The 18,142-nt window shown below is 35.2% G+C and carries 17 protein-coding genes; 4 read left to right on the top strand and 13 right to left on the bottom strand.

Annotated features, from left to right (window positions below; genetic code table 11):
- Positions 1-63: 63 nt before the first annotated feature.
- The 5 genes from BW932_RS05635 to BW932_RS05655 all read right to left on the bottom strand — a co-directional run bounded on the left by BW932_RS05635 (position 64) and on the right by BW932_RS05655 (position 6,164).
- Positions 64-942 (bottom strand): c-type cytochrome, encoded by an 879-nt coding sequence (locus BW932_RS05635; protein WP_076386264.1) that lies wholly within the window; start codon positions 940-942, stop codon positions 64-66.
- A gap of 21 nt (positions 943-963) precedes the next feature.
- Positions 964-1,155: a cbb3-type cytochrome oxidase subunit 3 gene (locus BW932_RS05640; protein ID WP_076386266.1), complete on the bottom strand. Its 192-nt coding sequence runs from the start codon at positions 1,153-1,155 to the stop codon at positions 964-966.
- A 15-nt stretch (positions 1,156-1,170) separates the two neighbouring features.
- Positions 1,171-3,450: a cytochrome-c oxidase, cbb3-type subunit I gene (ccoN, locus tag BW932_RS05645; protein WP_076386268.1), complete on the bottom strand. Its 2,280-nt coding sequence runs from the start codon at positions 3,448-3,450 to the stop codon at positions 1,171-1,173.
- A gap of 5 nt (positions 3,451-3,455) precedes the next feature.
- Positions 3,456-3,659 carry a cbb3-type cytochrome oxidase assembly protein CcoS gene (ccoS, locus tag BW932_RS05650; protein WP_076386270.1) on the bottom strand — a complete coding sequence of 68 codons (204 nt, stop codon included), beginning with the start codon at positions 3,657-3,659 and terminating at the stop codon, positions 3,456-3,458.
- Between the two features lie 114 nt (positions 3,660-3,773).
- A complete protein-coding gene (locus tag BW932_RS05655; protein WP_076386272.1) occupies positions 3,774-6,164 on the bottom strand; it encodes a heavy metal translocating P-type ATPase in 2,391 nt (796 codons plus the stop codon).
- A 90-nt stretch (positions 6,165-6,254) separates the two neighbouring features.
- On the opposite strand from BW932_RS05655, the gene BW932_RS05660 reads away from it, so the two are divergent.
- The 4 genes from BW932_RS05660 to BW932_RS05675 all read left to right on the top strand — a co-directional run bounded on the left by BW932_RS05660 (position 6,255) and on the right by BW932_RS05675 (position 9,106).
- Complete coding sequence (locus BW932_RS05660; protein ID WP_076386274.1) at positions 6,255-6,968, top strand: Crp/Fnr family transcriptional regulator; 714 nt, start codon at positions 6,255-6,257, stop codon at positions 6,966-6,968.
- Between the two features lie 160 nt (positions 6,969-7,128).
- Entirely contained in the window at positions 7,129-7,944 is an 816-nt protein-coding gene (gene panB / locus BW932_RS05665; RefSeq protein ID WP_076386276.1) for a 3-methyl-2-oxobutanoate hydroxymethyltransferase, read from the top strand.
- Positions 7,925-8,773 carry a carboxylesterase family protein gene (locus tag BW932_RS05670; protein WP_076386278.1) on the top strand — a complete coding sequence of 283 codons (849 nt, stop codon included), beginning with the start codon at positions 7,925-7,927 and terminating at the stop codon, positions 8,771-8,773. The genes panB and BW932_RS05670 overlap by 20 nt, the downstream gene beginning before the upstream one ends.
- 3 nt (positions 8,774-8,776) lie before the next feature.
- Positions 8,777-9,106 (top strand): hypothetical protein, encoded by a 330-nt coding sequence (locus tag BW932_RS05675; RefSeq protein ID WP_076386280.1) that lies wholly within the window; start codon positions 8,777-8,779, stop codon positions 9,104-9,106.
- 66 nt (positions 9,107-9,172) lie between these two features.
- Here BW932_RS05675 and BW932_RS05680 read toward each other — a convergent pair whose 3' ends face one another.
- The 8 genes from BW932_RS05680 to BW932_RS05715 all read right to left on the bottom strand — a co-directional run bounded on the left by BW932_RS05680 (position 9,173) and on the right by BW932_RS05715 (position 17,978).
- Positions 9,173-9,631 carry a heme-binding domain-containing protein gene (locus BW932_RS05680; protein WP_076386282.1) on the bottom strand — a complete coding sequence of 153 codons (459 nt, stop codon included), beginning with the start codon at positions 9,629-9,631 and terminating at the stop codon, positions 9,173-9,175.
- Positions 9,628-11,319, bottom strand: coding sequence for an Ig-like domain-containing domain (locus BW932_RS05685; RefSeq protein WP_076386284.1), 1,692 nt, complete (start codon positions 11,317-11,319; stop codon positions 9,628-9,630). The genes BW932_RS05680 and BW932_RS05685 overlap by 4 nt, the downstream gene beginning before the upstream one ends.
- A gap of 28 nt (positions 11,320-11,347) precedes the next feature.
- Complete coding sequence (locus BW932_RS05690) at positions 11,348-12,628, bottom strand: serine hydrolase domain-containing protein (protein ID WP_076386286.1); 1,281 nt, start codon at positions 12,626-12,628, stop codon at positions 11,348-11,350.
- 81 nt (positions 12,629-12,709) lie between these two features.
- Positions 12,710-13,645: a 2-hydroxyacid dehydrogenase gene (locus BW932_RS05695; protein WP_076386288.1), complete on the bottom strand. Its 936-nt coding sequence runs from the start codon at positions 13,643-13,645 to the stop codon at positions 12,710-12,712.
- A 92-nt stretch (positions 13,646-13,737) separates the two neighbouring features.
- The gene (locus BW932_RS05700) at positions 13,738-14,253 is read right to left on the bottom strand and encodes an acyl-CoA thioesterase (RefSeq protein WP_076386289.1); all 516 of its coding nucleotides are present in this window, start codon (positions 14,251-14,253) and stop codon (positions 13,738-13,740) included.
- Entirely contained in the window at positions 14,220-14,999 is a 780-nt protein-coding gene (locus BW932_RS05705) for a hypothetical protein (protein ID WP_076386291.1), read from the bottom strand. Before BW932_RS05705 ends, BW932_RS05700 begins: the two co-directional genes overlap by 34 nt.
- An 85-nt stretch (positions 15,000-15,084) precedes the next feature.
- Positions 15,085-15,756: a T9SS type A sorting domain-containing protein gene (locus BW932_RS05710; RefSeq protein WP_076386293.1), complete on the bottom strand. Its 672-nt coding sequence runs from the start codon at positions 15,754-15,756 to the stop codon at positions 15,085-15,087.
- 107 nt (positions 15,757-15,863) lie between these two features.
- Positions 15,864-17,978, bottom strand: coding sequence for a TonB-dependent receptor (locus BW932_RS05715; RefSeq protein ID WP_076386295.1), 2,115 nt, complete (start codon positions 17,976-17,978; stop codon positions 15,864-15,866).
- Between the last annotated feature and the right edge of the window lie 164 nt (positions 17,979-18,142).

The following is an 18,142-nucleotide window of genomic DNA, read 5'->3' on the forward strand; positions in this document are numbered from 1 at the left end:
TTCGTATTCTTGAATCTTCTCGAATAGCGAATTATGTTTTCAAAGTAATATTGTTTTTAAATTTTATTTCTCCCAGTTTGCTGGTGTTCCTTGTGGAGCTGCACCACCTTGAGCTGGAGTAATTGGATTTTGTTCCTGATTGATATGATAAACATAAGCTGCTACATTTTGGATATCGAAACCGGTTAGAACTCCATTTTTTCCCCAAGCTTGCATGGTAGGATTATTTGGACTTCCGTTTTCAACCATGTGGAATACATTTTTAAATAATGTTTTTTCCGGTTGATTGATCCATGCTTGATCGGTAAGATTTGGTCCAATTCCACCTTTTCCGCCATCACCGTGACAAGAAACGCAGTTTGTTTTAAAAACTTCCTGCCCCGCTGCAATATTATCCGGAGAATAAACCGCATTGTCTATAGTTGGAGGAGGGGTGTTTTTTACATATTCTGCGATGCTTGCAGTTTGAGCTTTGTATTCTGCATCATATTCTGTGCCTTGATGCGCAAAATCGGTCAAAAAGAAAGAAATCATATAAACAGCACAATAAGCAACTCCGAAATAGAATAAACCAAGCCACCATTTTGGTAACTGATTGTCTAATTCCATAATTCCATCGAAACCGTGGTCGATTAGCAAATCCTGTTCTGTACTTGCTGTTTGTTTTTTAAATGCACTTTCATACAATCCCTTGAAATATGGGATTTTTTTTGATTGAAGATATTCTGCCTTTTGAGCGTCGGTTAAACTTTTGAATTTTTCATTTTCAATCAAGTCACCGATTGCATTTTGAATAAGGGCAAGAATTGTACTTATCACTGCTGTTCCCCAAAAATAAGGTGAAGACAGGAATGAGGAATTCTGTACAAACATGTAATACATGATGAAAAGAATTACCAGTATAATAGCGATCGTTACGTAAACGGGGGATCTTTGTTTCATTTTATTTAGTTTTATATAAAATTACAAGTTTTTATCGTCAATATCATCTTCTAAAGGAGCATTTGCTTCTTCGTCATAATGTTTCTTAGACCTTGAAAAAACCCAAATTACGATTCCTAAAAAAAATATAAGAAAGAATATCATGGAGAAAGTTTGGTACAAACCAACATTTTCGCCATTTGCTAGAATATCTTTTATATTTTGAGGAATCATAATTTTGATTTTAATTTATTTAGTACTTGCCGTTTTAATTTCGGTTGTTTTAATATCGGTTCCTAATCTTTGCAAATATGAAATCAAGGCTACGATCTCTTTTTTCTCAAGAGGGACGAAATTAGCACCTTCTTGTGCTTTTCTTTGAGCATAAGCTTCTTTCACATCGGCAGCTTCAGAATAGATCTGTTTTACGATAAACTTCGCCTGGTTATCTGCCCAGCTGTCAGCTGAATCGATTTGGGCTTGAGTGTAAGGAACATCAAACGTATTTTTCATCAGTTTGATTTTATCCACCATTTGGCTTCTGTCTAAATCTCTTGCAATTAGCCATGGGTATCTTGGCATAATTGATCCGGCCGAAGTTACTCTAGGATTTAACATGTGTTTGTAATGCCAAGAACTTGGGTTTTTACCGCCTTCTCGGTGCAAATCTGGTCCTGTTCTTTTCGAGCCCCACAAGAATGGTCGGTCATAAATAAATTCACCAGCTTTTGAATATTGCCCATTTTTACCATTAAATCGAACTACTTCATCTCTAAAAGGACGAATCATTTGACTGTGACAAGCATTACAACCTTCACGGATGTATAAGTCTCTTCCTTCTAATTCAAGCGGAGAGTAGGGTTTAACCGCTGCAATTGTTGGTACGTTATCTTTAATAGTAAGGGTTGGAACGATTTCTACAAATCCACCAATAGCAACTGCGATAAATGAAAGTACTGTTAAAAGAATCGGAGTTCTCTCTAACCAAAGGTGTAGTCCTTCTCCCTCTTTTCTTTTCTTCGTTGTCGCAGCCAAAGCTGGTGCTTCTGCAGGAACATTTTTTTGGAAAGATCCGCTTCTTACTGTTGCTACTACGTTTACACACATTAAGATTGCTCCGGAAATATACAATAAACCACCTACAAATCTCATTTGATAATAAGGAATAATCGCTGTAACAGTATCTAACCAGTTTTTATAAAGTAAGGTACCATCTGGATTAAATTGTTTCCACATTAGTCCTTGTGTAAATCCGGCAATATATAAAGGAACAGCATAGAAAATAATTCCTAATGTACCTAGCCAAAAGTGCCAGTTTGCTAATTTTACAGACCAAAGTTTAGTTCTCCACATAATTGGAAGAAGGTAATAAATCATACCAAAGGTTATGAATCCATTCCAACCTAGAGCACCAACGTGAACGTGACCAATTACCCAATCGGTATAGTGACCAATTTTATTTAATGTTTTTGTTGCCAATAATGGTCCTTCGAAAGTTGCCATACCATAACAGGTAACTGCTACCACGAAGAATTTAAGTACAGGGTTTTCTCTCACTTTGTCCCATGCCCCTCTTAAAGTAAGAAGCCCGTTTAGCATTCCTCCCCAAGACGGTGCAATCAACATAATAGAAAATCCTGTTGCCAATGCTTGCGCCCAACCTGGAACGGCGGTGTATTGTAAATGGTGAGGTCCTGCCCAAATGTAAACAAAAATCAATGACCAAAAGTGAATAATTGATAATTTGTAAGAAAATACAGGCCGATCTGCAGCTTTAGGTAAGAAATAATACATCAAACCAAGTATAGGAGTTGTAAGGAAAAATGCTACTGCATTGTGACCATACCACCATTGAACCAAAGCATCTTTCACTCCTGCATAAGCAGAATAAGATTTCCATCCGGTGAAAGTTAAAGGTACTTCTAAGTTGTTGATGAGGTGTAACATCGCTACAGCAACCCAGGTTCCTAAATAGAACCAAATGGCTACATATAAATGTCGCACTCTTCGGATTAATATGGTACCAATCATATTGATTCCGAAAATAACCCAAACAACAGTGATTAAAATATCAATAGGCCATTCATGTTCTGCGTATTCTTTAGAAGTATTAATCCCCATTAGGAATGTAATAACTACCGCAACAATCATTAATTGCCATCCCCAGAAATGAATCCAAGAAAGCACATCACTGTACATTCTCGTTTTTAGGAGTCTTTGCAAAGAATAATAAATACCCGCGAACATACCATTGCCAACAAATGCAAAAATTACTGCACTGGTATGCAACATTCTAATCCGGCCAAAACCGAAAGCACCATGCGTATTAATAAGCCCCTGCAAATTACCGCTTCGCAAACTTACGATGGTTGCATCGTCTGTTCCGAAGAAATATTCGGGAAGTTCGGGATAAAATAGCATTAAAGCGGCAGTTAGTCCTAGCAAAAATCCGACAAGCCCGAAGACTACGGTTGCATAGAGAAACGCTCGCACAATGCTGTTGTCATAACTAAATTTTTGAGTTTCCATATAAATTAATCACTTTTTTCTTCTGAAGGTATATCTAATTTCTGTTCTTTGTCACCTTTGTTTTTTACGATTTCTGATTCTAAAAGTATTCGAACTGCTGGTGATTCATCATCATCAAATTGGCCATTTCTAGCGCTTACTATAAAAATGATCAGAAAAACGACAGCTAATAAAACGCTGCAGAAAATCATTAAATATAGTATATCCATAGCAATGCAAATTTATTATAAAATTCATCCAAATTTACTCAAAAAATATGATTTTCATCATTTAATGTTAAAATAAGTTAATTTAAAATATTTCTAAATTAGGGTAATTCATTTTTAACTGTTGATTTTGAAATATTTAGTGCTTCGCCACCATGTGGCAACTGATGTAAATGCAACAACGCTTATTGAACTGATCGGCATTAATATCGCTGCAAAAAGTGGCGACATATGTCCTGTTACGGCAAAACCAAGTCCGATTATATTGTACATAAAGCTAATTGCAAAGGTTATTTTTACAATCATCATCGCATCTTTACAAAATTTCAAATATTTTTCAAAATCAACTAATTTAACTCCTGCCATGATTACATCAGACGACGGCGTAAAGGAGTTCGTGTCATCTGCAACCGCAATGCCAACATTGCTTTGTTTCAAAGCTCCCGCATCATTTAAACCATCGCCAAACATGGCAACTTTGTGTTGGTGATCTTGTAAATTTTTTATGTAGTTCAGTTTATCTTCTGGACTTTGATTAAAAGCCATTTCCGTCACATTTGGAATCATGGTTTTTAATTTAATTTCTTCCGAAGAGTTGTCACCACTTAAAATATGAATTTGATAACCATAAAGACTTTTAAATAAAGTTTTCAAATCATCTCGATATTCATTCTTGAAAATAAATTTCCCTAAAAATTCCTCATTTCTGCTTATATATACGGCGGTTTCCAAGCTTTTAGATCTTTGCCCAATCAACTTTGCGGAGCCAATTTTGTAATTCGTTCCGCGAACATTGGCTTCATATCCTTTTCCTGGAATTTCCCTGAAGTTTTCTACGGGAAAATATTCGTCCTCAACTTCCACAAAATTGTAAAGAGCCTTTGATAAAGGATGGTTTGAATTTTTTAAAAGTGACTTGATGTTTTTTAAATCAAAATCTGAAAAATCATTGCCCTCAAAATTAATATTTGATTTTTTATTGTGCGTAATCGTTCCCGTTTTGTCGAAAACCAAAGTGTCAATTTTGGATATTTTCTCAATGGTCAAAGTGTCTTTTACATAAAATTTATTTCGACCCAAAATCCGCATGACATGTCCGAAAGTAAAAGGTGCAGACAAAGCCAATGCACAAGGACAGGCAATGATCAAAATCGCTGCGACCACTTGAAACATTTTTTCGAAATCAATTCTTCCCCAATAAATTCCGGCAATTAATGTGATTGCTAAAATAATGAAAGTGAAATATTTTGAAATTTCATTGGTCAAATTATCGAGACCGGTTTCGTATTTTTTAAAAGCCTCCTTATTCCAAAGTTGGGTAAGGTAACTTTGATTCACGGTTTTGATGACTTCTAATTCTAAAGCTGAACCAATTTGTTTTCCACCGGCAAAAATTTTATCACCTGCTTTTTTAGGGATCGAAGCACTTTCACCTGTAATGAAACTGTTATCGATGTTTCCTTCCCCATTAATTAAAACTGCATCTACAGGAATAATTTCCTGATTCCGAACCATTATTCGGTCGCCAATTTTTAAATCTGAAAGTAAAATATTGTCCTGTTTTCCATTGAAATCTACTTTTGTGACTGCAATCGGATAAAAGGATTTGTAATCTCGGTCATAAGAAAGCGCGCTGTAGGTTCTTTTCTGAAATAATTTCCCCAAAAGCATGAAAAATAAAAGCCCACACAAAGTATCGAAATAGCCAGCTCCATAGTTGGTTAATGTTTCGTAAATACTTCGTCCATAGAGCATTAGAATTCCTAGGACAATGGGAACATCAATGTTTACAATCTTATTTTTTAGACCAAACCAAGCTGATTTAAAGTAATCTGAGGCGGAATAAAATACAACGGGTGTTGCCAGCAAAAACATTAAAAAACGAAAAAGTGGTTTGTATTTATCCATCCAGAAATCGGTGGTTCCCATTACTTCTCCAGCATATTCCGGGTAGGAAAAAAACATACCGTTTCCGAATGCAAATCCTGCAATTGCCAATTTGATGACCAAGGTTTTATCTAAAAACTCTTCCTTTTTTTCTGCAGTTTCCAGATTGATTACCGGTTTGTAACCCAAGTTGCTTAGAAATTTCGCAAGTTCACTTAATTTTAATTCATTGTGATTGAATGAAATTTGAACGTTTTTCCGGGTAAAGTTCACCTGTGAATAATTGATGTTTGGGTTTAGAGTATGCAAACTCTCCAATAGCCAAATACAAGATGAGCAGTGAATGACAGGAATTTTGAAAGTGACAAGACTTGTGTTTCCTTCAGAAAAATCAGTTACTTTATCAAAAATTTCTTGGGTGTCGAGATAATCAAATTGGGAAATGTTATCATCATTGGGTCTGATTCCGGACCGTTTATTCAGTTCATAAAAATTGCCTAAATCATTAATATTCAGGATTTCATAAACCGATTTACATCCGTTACAGCAAAATATTTTGTTGTCCAAAGAAATTCGCTCTTTTTCTATCTCCTGACCGCAATGAAAACAATTTTCTGACACTTTTTATTAATTTCAACCCACAAAATTATAACAAATATATTTGTGTTAAGGTTTTAAAAACTCTATTTTTGCTGATAAATGTCATAAATAATGTCGGTAGAAAAACAAAACTTAATTGAAGAAAATTTAAAGCAGATTTTTAATGAAGATTTTTTAATGGAAATGCTTTCAGCAGAAGATTTTCAAAATTATAATTCCGTTAAACAAATACTTAAGTTTCATAAAGGAGATACCATTTTTGAGGATGGCGACAATTCAAAAGGGGTATATTTTATTAAAAAAGGGACTACAAAGCTAGCCAAACAAGGCGTTTACGGAAAAGAGCAGATTTTGCGATTTATAAAAGAAGGTGATTTGATTGGATACCGTTCTTTACTTTGCGGAGAAAATTTTCAAGCAAAAGGAGAAGCGATGACCGAGGTGGAAGCACTGTTTTTACCCTCTGAATTTTTTCTTCATCTTTTAGAAGTATATCCTAAATTATCTTTTGTCATGCTGCAGAAAATAGCTTTTGAATTGGGAGAATCTTCGAATACGGTTACTTTTTTAGCACAAAAAACGGTTCGCGAAAGATTGGCAGAAATTTTACTCTTATTAGAACAGAAACTGGGAACCGATCCCGAAGGATTTATTAAAATATCTTTAACAAGAGAAGAAATCGCAAACATCATCGGAACTGCAACAGAAAGTGCAATTCGATTGATTTCTGAATTTAAGCAAGATGAACTGATCGAAGTTGAAGGACGAAATATAAAAATTATTCATCACGAGAAATTAAGAAAATTAGGTCACGTTATCAATTGATGAGTGAATTTGAAAATGTATTAATTTGATTATTTTTTTGATTTCTTAAACATTCAGGAATCTAATTTTAATCAGCACTTATTGCATATTAAAATTTCCTTTTTTATCATTTATTACCCAAATTTCACATTTTCAAATTCTCACATTAACCCATTTAATTATGTCTGTACATTCTGAAATAAAAAAAATTACTACCGAAACTTTGCGAAAAATGAAATTCGACAAAGAAAAAATAACCATGCTCACTGCGTATGATTTTACCACGGCAAAAATGGTTGATGCAGGTGGAGTAGATGCGATTTTGGTAGGCGATTCTGCATCAAATGTGATGGCTGGTTTTGAAACCACTTTACCCATTACGCTTGATCACATGATTTATCATGCACAATGCGTGGTACGTGGAGTTGACCGAGCTTTGGTAGTGGTCGATTTGCCTTTCGGAAGTTACCAGTCTAATCCCGAAAAAGCTTTGGAATCTGCAGTAAGAATTATGAAAGAATCGGAAGCACATGCCATCAAATTAGAAGGTGGAAGTGAAGTTGAAGAATCCATCAGAAAAATTGTGAATGCGGGAATTCCTGTGATGGGACATTTGGGTTTAACGCCACAATCTATTTTTCAGTTCGGAACGTATAAAGTTCGTGCAAAAGAAGATGAAGAAGCAGAAAAATTATTGAAAGACGCAAAATTACTAGAGGAATTAGGATGTTTCGCCTTGGTTTTAGAAAAAATTCCGGCTGCATTGGCAAAAAAAGTATCAGAAAGTATTTCCATTCCAACCATCGGAATTGGAGCGGGACCAGATTGCGACGGTCAAGTTTTGGTTTACCACGATATGGTGGGAATGAATCAGGGTTTTTCGCCCAAATTTCTCAGAAGATATTTAGATCTATACACTGAAATTACCGGTGCGGTTTCTCAGTTTGTGAAAGATGTAAAAGCTGTAGATTTCCCTAATGAAAAAGAAAGTTATTAAGTTTTTCTATTTGCTGATTGGTTTTTGTTTTTTTCAATCCTGTGTTTCTCGAAAAACGCAGTTTGGAACAAAGACAGAAATCCGTGATTCTAAGGATTCCGCTCAAAGTTTGGCTAAAATTTCCTTGATTAAAAGTTTAGAATATTCCGAATTCAAGGAAGGTCAATTTAGCAATGAAAATGAATCTTTAAAATATCGCATTTTACGACCAGAAAAATTAGATTTAAATAAAAAATATCCGCTTATCGTAGTTTTTCACGGTTCTGGCGCAATAGGTTCCGACAACAGATCACAAATGGGAGTTTTGTCTAAAATGTGGCTGCTTCCGGAAAATAGAAAGAAATTTCCTGCGTTTGTTATCGCTCCTCAATTTCCTGGTCGTTCTTCCAATTATCATCTCGATACAACACGTGGAGTTCAGGTTTCCGAATCGAATGAATATCTTGATTTGCTTTTAAAATCCGTTGATTCATTGGCAAGTGCAGAAAATATCGATCGATCCCGAATTTATGTTATGGGATTTTCGATGGGAGGTTCCACCACCACCAATGCGGTTTCTAAAAGACCTGATTTATTTGCCGCAGCGATTAATATTTCGGGAATTTCACAATTCAATAATAATGAAAACCTTCTAAAAACCCCAATTTGGATGGTTCACGGAAGTTTAGATGCCGATAATTATCCCCAAAGCAATTTGAAATTTTACGAAGAAATGAAAGACAAAGGACAGGTTCTTTTTTGGGAATTTAAAGATAAATATCATAATAATATCATCTCTGCGAAACTCGTAGATGCACTACCAAAATGGCTTTTTAATCAAAAAAAATAAACAATGAATACCAATACCCAAACCATTCAAGGCATCCTTTCAATCGGCGCAATTTTGTGTCTCGTGGTAGGTTTTTTTAACCTTTTTTCTCCTGAAATCAATGATTTGCTTTACAACAAATTATTTTACATTTTAATCGGAGTAAGCTTCTTTTTTCAAGCGCCCACTTTAGGAAACAAAAATTTGTTATATCCAATGTATGCAGCGGCAGCTTTGTGCGTAATCGGTGCGTTTTTGCCAAAAGAGTCCCAATTTGGAATGATCAAAACTATTGGACTTTTTGCGGGTGTAATTCTCTCTATTTTTAATAGACCGAAAGTTTCGCGACAATAAGATTACGGGGGATTTTTTTCGGTTGTCAAAAGTTTTCTTAGAAGTTTTTTGAGTTTTTAAGAAAGCCTAAAATTTTCCCGATTTCAAGATTTCTTCCAGATAACCGCTCAGTAAAACCCGTTCAGCTTTTGTTAGATTTGCTTTCGGGTGTTTCGCGATATAAGCGGTCATCGGCATCGAGTAATCCTTCACCGATTTCGCGGAGTTTTCGAGCATATTTTTCTTCAGATCTTTATTGAAAGTTCCCCATTCCGAGAAATTAAGATGTTTTCTGCCCTCATTGATGTGATTTTTTATCGACCAGGAAATGGGCGCTAAATACGCGTAATCTGGATATACAGTTTCGTTGCTGTGACAATCGTAACACCCTTTTTTTAAAATTTGCTGTACATTTCCCGGCGTCGCAAAAACATTCACGAAATTTACTTTTTCATCTACAGGTTTATTTACCCTGTTAACTGGAATGAATTGAATCAATGCAATTACAATCAGGAACCAGTAGAGAATATTTTTGAAAATTTTCATTCTTGTTTTTTAGGTGAATCGGTTTTTGTTGGACTAAGGATTTTCTCCTCGGAAATATTTTTTGTTGGGAGAATTTCTGTCGCTTGAAGATCCCAAGTTTCCCGAATTTCCCAAAGCGGTCGTATTTCTACTTTCTTCTCATACATAAACACGTCTTCTGCAATAATTGCATTTTTGAAATCTGCTGCATCCCAAATTCCATTTCCGTTGTTATCTACTAAAATTCTTGGTTGATATTTTTGAGGTCTTAAGGATTTGAAGATTATTTGCGGATCTTTACCATATTTGGAATAGATCACAGTACCATTTTCATTAACCAACTGAAACCAAAAGTTTTCGCGTGGCGCATTTTGTAGGGTTAAAAATAACGAACCATACTTTTCGGATTTATCAGTTTCAAAATCAAAACGTTTTGAGATCGTGGTGCTTTCAAAAAAGGAAGAAATAGTTCCTTTAGGTACGGTAAGCGAATATTTTTTTCCTTCTTTAAAGTTGCTTGTAATTTTAATTTGATACGGATTTTTCTCCCTTATTTTCGCGGTAAATTCCTGAGAAATGCTGTCTGAAACCAATGTCCATTTTTCGGGTTGTATTTTATCTACAAAATAATTCGAGGTGAGAACGAAATCCTCGTTCGGTGCTAATAAATTACCACTGTTATTCGTGACCGACATTTCATTTTTCTTGTTGTAGCGATAAAAAACAGAAACCGTATCTTTTTTTACGCCATCATCATAGCTGAATTTTAAATTGTCGCTCGCATCGATTCCTAGATTTTGTTCCTTGGCATTGAACCAAATATTAATTGAATCTGATTTTGGCAAATGGGTGACTTTATAATTCTTAAGTTTTTCGCTGACCGAAAGCACTTTCACCACATCGGGATTTCCTTCGAAAGTCATCAAAATTCCGCCTGGAACTTCCTTCATTTCTTCATATTTCAACGCTTTTTTGGAAGGGAACAAATTTATTTTTAAACCAGAAATACTTTTGTCTAAAACAATCTGATCTTTTAAAAAACCAACCTTTTCTTTCCCCGCATCGTAAACAGAATTCGAGTTGCTGTCTTCAAAAGCCAGAAGGCGATATTTGCCAGGAGATAGATAGTTCAGTTCAAAATAACCATCAGGATCTGCTTTGGTAATATAATAAGGTTTCTGACGATAATCCATGGAATCTTTAATCTGATAAAGACCCACTACAGAACTGATTTCCTCAGGTTTATTTTTTGTATCGGGAATTAAACTTTTTAACTCGCCACTTACGAACAAATTATCGATTTTATCACCGGTTGAAAAAGCGAAATTGTAATATTTCAGGGCATTGTTTTCGTTGTTGTCAACAATAGCATTTCCGAAATTAAAATTGTAAGTGGTATTTGCCTGCAAAGTATCGTCCCACTTGATGAGTAGATATTTGTTCGCCATTCCTGAAGGAAGAATTTTTTTCATTTTCTTCAATGGCGGCGAAATGATCAGTTGTTTATTGATGTCTTTCAAAGTGATGTATTCATCAAAATCAATTTGCAACTCTTTGATGTTTCTCGGAACATTCACTCTGGACGAGTCGATATTGCTTGAAACAACGATTGGCGCAATGGTGTCTTTTGCGCCGCCTACAGGTGAACCAACACGTGCACAGCAAACCATTAAAAAACTGAGGACTAAAAGAAAGAAAATTTTCTTCATTGAGGAATTTTAAACAAAATTAAGAAAATTATTCGCTGTAAGGATCACTGGATTCTTTGGCGCCTGTTTTTATGGGCGAGTTCAATAGACTGTCATTTTCATTCATGTCTTTTTGCAATTTAGCGGTTTCGTAGGGGAAATTTTCAAATAATCCAGATAGCGCCAAAGCGGTATAAACCCTGCCTGAATATTTATTTCCGATTGCGATAATGGTAACATTTGATTTTAATAAATGTGCGAAAACCGAATTTGTTCCATGCCACCATCCGTTGTGATAGGTGAGTTTTTCGCCATTGTCAAAAATTTTCATTCGGAATCCAATTCCGTAATTATTGACTCCTGGTTTTTCATTGCTGTACGGTTCAAAGATTTTTTCCTGTACATCGCTTCGTAGAAAATTTTTGGCGAACATGGCTTTTGAAAAATTAAGGAGATCGCGTGGTGTTGTATAAACATTTTTATCACCATAAATTAAGTCTAGCCGATCGTAAGGATATAGTTTTGGACCCCGTTGAAAGAAAGATTTAGCCGCGGTGAGCGTGTCTTTTTCTTCGAAAACGTAGGTGTTTTTCATCTTCAAAGGTCGAAAAACGATCTGTTTCATCGCCTCAGGAAAGGTAGTTTTTGTGACTTTTTCGATCAAAAGTGAAAGTAAAGCATAATTCGTATTGCAATACATAAAACCAGTGTTGGTTTCCCGTGCAAGTTCCGGTTTGTAGCGGATGAGCAGATTTAAAATATCTTGATTATTAAGGTATTTCTTGTGATATTCTGCCGGTTCGGGTTTGATTTTTTCGATGAGATATTCATATTTTGGCAAACCACTTCTTTGAGACAAAAGTGTAAAAACAGTTACTTTTGGGTACGGAAATTTCGGAAAATATTTGGTTAATGGATCTTCCAGTTTTATTTTCCCGCTTTCAATCAATTTCATGGTTGCCATTGCAGTAAGCGTTTTAGAAACAGAAGCTACATGAAGTGCAACCGTATCATTGATGGGAACCTGATTGTTGTCTTGTGCAAAACCTCTGTAATTTTCGTACAGAATTTTATCTCCTTTTGCAACTAAAAAGCCTCCCCACAAATCGCCTTTTTCCCAGATGTTTTTATAATACTGATCAATGGTAGCGACTATAGAATCTTGGTTATCAAGCTGATTGTCTTTTTGCTTAAAAATATGATCGAGATCGATGTTGCTGTAGTTGGGTAGGGTAGTTTTGGGGTCTTCATTTTTATTGTTGTCTTTTTTGCAGGATAACAATATGAAGCCAAAAAATAAAATAAAAATGAGGCGCTGTACAAATTTCATTTAAAGGTTTTTGAACTGAAAAATCTCCGCAATATAAGAGATTTAAGGAAGATTTTATAAGACCGCAATCATAAAGATTTGTTAAGACTTTGAAAAGTCTGATAAAATTTTATCCACGATAACTTGCGCCAGTTTTTCCTTGCTTTGTACTGTCCAACCAGCGATATGTGGGGTTAAGATTGCTTTTTCAGAATGCAAAAGGTATTGTAAATCTTCGTTCCCGGATTCTATATTTTCAAAAGATGCTTTTTCGTATTCCAAAACATCCAAAGCGGCACCTTTTATTTTACCTGATTTTATTGCTTTTACCAGATCTTGTGTTTTAACATTTTTTCCTCTCGCTGTATTAATGAAGTAGAAATCCTTTTTCATCTTTGAAATGAATTCTTCGTCAATTAAATAGTTCGTTTCAGCGGATAATGGTAGGTGTAAACTCAGAATATCTGCATCTCTGTACAATGTTTCCATGGTGGTCTGAGTTGCAAATTCATCGGAAAGGTTGGGAATAATGTCATGAAAAATAACAGATACGCCAAAACCGGAAAGTCTTTTTGCAACCGCTTTTCCCATGTTTCCATAGCCTATAATTCCGAAAGTTTTGCCTAAAAGTTCGTCGCCACGGTTCTCTTCTCTCTTCCAGATTCCATTTTTTACTTCGGTGGAGGCAATAAAAAGTCGGTTCATTAATATAAGAAGCATTCCAACCACATGTTCCGCTACAGAATCGCGGTTTCCTTCCGGCGAACTGATTAATTTTATGCCCGATTTATGCGCAAATTCAACATCAATGTTTTCCATGCCTGCTCCGACTCTCGCAATGAATTTCAGATTTTTGGCGTGTTCAATGAAATTTTTATCAATGGGAATTCTGCTTCGGATAATAATGCCATCGTACGTTTCTATTTTCTTTAAAACTTCATCGTAAGTTGACGTGAAATCTTCTTCCAACAGAAATCCTTTCGCCGATAGTTGTTCAGTAATTAAGGGATGGTTTTTATCGAGAAGGAGAATTTTCATATGAATTAAATTCTAAAAGAATGAGTACTAACAATTATTAAACACTATATTTTAGAGATTTAGACGATTGATTGTAAGTCTTTTATCTCTACTTAACTGCCAAATAATTTCTTCAATTCTACAGAATCTGCAGCGAGCATTCTACCAGAAAGGATTAAAGACAATTCTTTTCTACGCAAAGCAGCTTCAAAGCGTTTTTGTTCTTCTTCTGTTTCAGGTTCCATCTGCGGAATAGGAATCGGTCTATTAAATTCATCTACCGCAACGAACGTATAAATTCCTTCGTTGGTATGAATTTTTTTCTGATTGATAGGATCATCTAACCAAACATCAACATAAATTTCCATGGAGGTGGAGAATGCGCGTGAAACTTTACTTTCTAATACAACAATTCCTCCTTCTGGAATAGGAAAGTTAAATGATACGTGATTTACAGAAGCGGTTACAACACGTCTTTCGCAGTGTCTTGCTGCAGAAATTGAAGCGCAACGATCCATTTTTGCAAGCAACTCGCCGCCAAAAAGATTTCGCAAAGAATTGGTTTCGTTTGGTAAAACGATATTGGTCATAACAGTTAACGATTCTGCGGCTTTTTTGCTTTTTTCCATTTAGAATTAATATGTTTTTTGGAACTCCATTTTTTGGAGCTTGTTTTTTGTGGGATGATTGAAGATTTCAGCGTGTCGGTGAGTGATGAATCCAAATTGGGATTCAAAAAAGTGGCGGAGTCTATTTTAACGGAATCTTTTTTTAGTTTCTGAACCGTTTTTTTATTGAAGCCATCTTTAAAAGATTTCTTGCCAAAGATTTTCTCTGGTTGTGTAATCCCAAAATAAGTTAAGGCTAAAACACTAATCACCAAAGGAATAACCCAATATACGGACTTGCTGAAAGTGAATGATTTCTTTTCGGCGATGTTTGTTGATGGAGTGTTTTTGTTCGTAATCTCGGAAATCGTAATTTCTTCTAAACCATAGAAATCAGGGGAGAAATTTTCCGATCGTGTTCCCTTAAAATGGATTTGATGATCGGCAAGAAAAAAAGTTCCGAGATTTTCTAGCAGAAGCTTTCCTTCTTTTTCTAAAGTTGAGTTCCAAGAAGTAACTCGTTTTCTGATTTCAATTTCGGCTTCAAGCTCCGAAATATTTTTTTGAGCGGAAAGAAATGAAATGAATTCTATTTCTCTTTCACCGGATTTATTTTGGAATGCGACTTCTTTCCCAGGTGGTAAAATACTTTTGCCTGCTTCATCTACAACCGCATTGATATTTTTTAAGTAAAATATTCCGAAACCGGTAAGGGAAACGCTGCCGTGTTTCTGTAAAAATTCCAGAAGAAGTTGTGAGAAATTCATATGGCCACAAATTTATGGTTTTTGTATGATTTAATCAAAAAAAAGACTGCCGTGAAAGCAGTCTTTAATTTTAATTGATATCGAATTATTTTGCAAATTTCACAACTTCACTTTCAGAGCCGTTGGTGATTTTCAATAAATAGATTCCGCTTTTATTAATATTCAAATCGATTGCATTCCCGTTAGAATTTGCTTTCAAAGATCTTACTAATTTTCCTCCCATTTCATAAATTTCTAGAGATAAATTCCCTGCTAAAGCAGTGCGCAATTGACCATTGATTATAGAGGATTTTGCTTTTACTGCTGAAGTAGAAACTCCTAAAGTAATGATTGTTGTTGGTCCATTTGCATAAAAATCGGTAGATTGCTTGGTTGCACCACTTTGCAAATCTTTAAAAACCATACCAATCTTATTCACTGTTGTTCCTACAGGAATTTTTACGTTGGTTTGTGTAAATGTTTTAGAATTTAAATCGATAGTTCCCACATAAGCACCTGCAGTAGTGTCCCAATTCATGGTTACTGTAGAGTTGCTCCATGCATCTTCAAATGCAGTTCCGGCGGTATTATCTGCAGCATTTACGAAACAGTGTACGTAAAATGTAGGTACTCCGAAACCTGGATCATAAAAACTATAATCGTTTGCAGCGCCATAAGTGATTTTAAAAACACCAGCACTAGTTATTTGTGTTTGCAACTGAGCTGTTGCAGTAGTTGTAATAAATAATGCTAATAATAAAGAATAGAATTTTTTCATAATGTTAGTTTTAAATTTAGGTTACAAAAATAATTTATTTTATCATACAAAAATAATATTTCTATAAAATATTTTTCAATAACTCGCTATGAGACAATGATGTAGCGCTATTTTGTTACGAAACTCACTCCAAAGAGAAAATTGGTTCCCGCTTGTGAAAAGTAATAAGGTGTACTGTCATAAACAAAGCCATTATTCACATATTTTTTATTGAGAACATTATTTACTAAAAGTTTAAAATCAATAGCCAATTTTTTCAATGTTAACGTATATTTTGCATTCAAATCCGCTAGGAAATAAGAAGATAATTTCAGGTTTTCGTTTTGGGTATTATCTAAGTATTGGGAACCGACAAACTGATTTTGCAGTCCAAAACTGAAATCTTTCGATGGACGATAATTCACCAGTAAATTAGCGATGCTTTCTGGAGAAAATGAAATGTTTCTGTTTCCAAGGTTTTCAATTCCGGTCGCCGTTTCGTTTTTAAAGTCGATATTTTCATTTTTACTTAAAGTCAAATTTCCCGAAAGATTCCATTGTTCTGAGAGTTTTGCCAAAGCTCCAATTTCAATTCCAGCTCTGTAGCTTTTTCCTGAATTGACGCGGATAAATTCCCCGATGTCATTAATCTTACCATTCAAAACCAGCTGATTCACGTAATTCATATAATATAAATTGGTCGTGAACGAGAAAATTCCCAGTGTTTTTTCAAGTCCTGCTTCGAAATCGTACAGTTTTTCGGCTTCCGTTTTTGGATTTGCGAAAAGATCATCGCGGTTTGGTTCCCGATGCGCAATGGCTGCAGAAACGAAAATTTTTCCCGCTGGAATTTTGTAATTAATTCCTGCTTTCGGATTGAAAAAGAGCCAATTTTGGTCCAAATCTGCGCCTTCGAAATCGCCCTGCGTTACGATGGATGTTTTGTAATGAATCGTTCGAAGCTGCAAATCTCCGAAGAATTCGAACCGGTTTTTTGCGAGGATGAATTTCGCAAATCCGGCAAATTCATTTTTAACCGAATTGTTTCGGTAATATTCACTTTCAAAAATCTGCGGGAAGAAAACGCCGGTCACATTTCCAAAATGCTTTCCTTTATATTGATTTGCAACAACGCCGAAATTTAAATCTAGATTGTTGAATTTTCCATAAAGCGTAGAAACTCCACCATAGAAATCATTATCGAGCCATTTTTTTCGAATGAAATCTGTTCTTTTGATCGTTTGATTGTTCACGAATAAATCTGGTAAATTGTATTTTGAAAATTTCGCGTCTTGCTTGTAATTTTCATAGTATCCTTTTCCTTTCGTGTAATGTGCCGTAGTTTCTAAATTCCAGCTTTCATTAAATTTCTGATTCCATAAAAACTGATAATGATTTTGTCGGTAATTATCGGTTTCATTGTCGTAAAAACCTACAATATTTTCGTAGTTTGCATCATAGATCGCTCCGGAATAATTGAATCTAGGATTGGTTTCCCAAGTCGCCTTATCAATTGCGTTCCAGGCTTGATAGGTTTTTTCTTTACCGCCAAAAGCCAGCAATCTGATTTTGGTTTTGTTTTCTTCAAAAAGTGCTGAAAAATTGTAGGAATCTAAATCGGAAAAAGCACGGTCAATATATCCGTCAGAATGAATTTTGGTGTATCTTCCCATCAATGATAATCGATTGTTCCAGAATTTTCCAGTTCCAATTTCTGCAGAATATTTGTAAGTATTGAATGAGCCGTAACTGTTGTCCGATTTCACATAAAATTTTTCTTCAGGATTTTTAGAAATAATATTTACACTCGCACCGAAAGCGGAAACTCCGTTCGTAGAAGTTCCTACACCGCGCTGAATGATAATTTGAGAGGCAGAGCTTGCCAAATCGGGAACATCAACAAAGAAAGTTCCCTGGCTTTCGGAATCGTTGTACGGAACGCCGTTCATCATCACATTGATGCCGTTTCCACTGACACCACGAATTCTAAATCCGGTGTATCCAACTCCGTTTCCTGCATCTGAAGTTGAAATTACGGAAATCTGATTTTTCAATAAAATCGGTAAATCCTGGCCGAGATTTTTTTGGTTGAGATCTTTGTCAACGTTGATGATTTCTTTGGAAACCGGTAAACGTTTGGTGAAATTGATACTTTCAATTTCCTGAATTTTTACAGAATCTTGCACGCTTTGCGCAAAATAAAATGGACCTGCGATAAGTCCAAAAAAAATAAATCCTTTCATTCTTTTAATTTTTAAGATTAATTGAATAAAAGGGGCGATTAAAAAAATGTAACAATTTGGTCATTTTACAATCTAACAATAACATTGGTAAATTGATGCATTGTTAAATTGGTACATTAACAAACTTCCCTAAACAGCATTACCTGTTCCAGGTTCATTGGGTA

The organism is Kaistella chaponensis (assembly GCF_900156725.1).
Lineage (GTDB): Bacteria > Bacteroidota > Bacteroidia > Flavobacteriales > Weeksellaceae > Kaistella > Kaistella chaponensis.

Excerpts from the sequence above, each read along its gene's own strand:
- BW932_RS05635 (WP_076386264.1), bottom strand. The coding sequence starts at position 942 with ATGAAACAAAGATCCCCCGTTTACGTAACGATCGCTATTATACTGGTA.
- BW932_RS05640 (WP_076386266.1), bottom strand. The coding sequence starts at position 1,155 with ATGATTCCTCAAAATATAAAAGATATTCTAGCAAATGGCGAAAATGTT.
- ccoN (WP_076386268.1), bottom strand. The coding sequence starts at position 3,450 with ATGGAAACTCAAAAATTTAGTTATGACAACAGCATTGTGCGAGCGTTT.
- ccoS (WP_076386270.1), bottom strand. The coding sequence starts at position 3,659 with ATGGATATACTATATTTAATGATTTTCTGCAGCGTTTTATTAGCTGTC.
- BW932_RS05660 (WP_076386274.1), top strand. The coding sequence starts at position 6,255 with ATGTCGGTAGAAAAACAAAACTTAATTGAAGAAAATTTAAAGCAGATT.
- panB (WP_076386276.1), top strand. The coding sequence starts at position 7,129 with ATGTCTGTACATTCTGAAATAAAAAAAATTACTACCGAAACTTTGCGA.
- BW932_RS05670 (WP_076386278.1), top strand. The coding sequence starts at position 7,925 with ATGAAAAAGAAAGTTATTAAGTTTTTCTATTTGCTGATTGGTTTTTGT.
- BW932_RS05675 (WP_076386280.1), top strand. The coding sequence starts at position 8,777 with ATGAATACCAATACCCAAACCATTCAAGGCATCCTTTCAATCGGCGCA.
- BW932_RS05680 (WP_076386282.1), bottom strand. The coding sequence starts at position 9,631 with ATGAAAATTTTCAAAAATATTCTCTACTGGTTCCTGATTGTAATTGCA.
- BW932_RS05685 (WP_076386284.1), bottom strand. The coding sequence starts at position 11,319 with ATGAAGAAAATTTTCTTTCTTTTAGTCCTCAGTTTTTTAATGGTTTGC.
- BW932_RS05690 (WP_076386286.1), bottom strand. The coding sequence starts at position 12,628 with ATGAAATTTGTACAGCGCCTCATTTTTATTTTATTTTTTGGCTTCATA.
- BW932_RS05695 (WP_076386288.1), bottom strand. The coding sequence starts at position 13,645 with ATGAAAATTCTCCTTCTCGATAAAAACCATCCCTTAATTACTGAACAA.
- BW932_RS05700 (WP_076386289.1), bottom strand. The coding sequence starts at position 14,253 with ATGGAAAAAAGCAAAAAAGCCGCAGAATCGTTAACTGTTATGACCAAT.
- BW932_RS05705 (WP_076386291.1), bottom strand. The coding sequence starts at position 14,999 with ATGAATTTCTCACAACTTCTTCTGGAATTTTTACAGAAACACGGCAGC.
- BW932_RS05710 (WP_076386293.1), bottom strand. The coding sequence starts at position 15,756 with ATGAAAAAATTCTATTCTTTATTATTAGCATTATTTATTACAACTACT.
- BW932_RS05715 (WP_076386295.1), bottom strand. The coding sequence starts at position 17,978 with ATGAAAGGATTTATTTTTTTTGGACTTATCGCAGGTCCATTTTATTTT.